Origin of the sequence: Vibrio sp. 10N.222.55.C6 (genome assembly GCF_041473395.1) — a bacterium.
Lineage (GTDB): Bacteria > Pseudomonadota > Gammaproteobacteria > Enterobacterales > Vibrionaceae > Vibrio > Vibrio crassostreae_C.
In genome coordinates, this window is record NZ_JBFRSD010000871.1 from 1 (window position 1) to 315 (window position 315).

Annotated in this window: 1 pseudogene; it reads left to right on the forward strand. The window is 35.9% G+C overall.

Annotated elements, in window-relative coordinates:
• A pseudogene (locus AB4486_RS26630) lies at positions 1–315 on the forward strand (pilus assembly protein FimT); the annotation flags it as partial.

Below are 315 nucleotides of genomic sequence, written 5' to 3' on the forward strand. Positions count from 1 at the left end.
TCTTTGGGCTCATTTCTTAATGAATGGTAATTCAAATGACACCGGTGATTGGAAAATTGAATTGACCGAATTCGATATTCCGAATACTGGTACGGCAATTCTTACACTGGAAGGTGCTTCATTTCGAAACGTAGATTTCACCGTTAACTACAGTTCTGAACAAATTAAATTTAGTGGAGTAAACGGTAAAGCTAAAGATGGACATCTCTTATTTGATATGAACTCTAAGCCTTTAAAGCTTATAACATATCGTACTTCAGGAAGAATGAGAATTTGTGGTGTAGAAGGAGACTTTTATGGTTATCAGATCTGCAC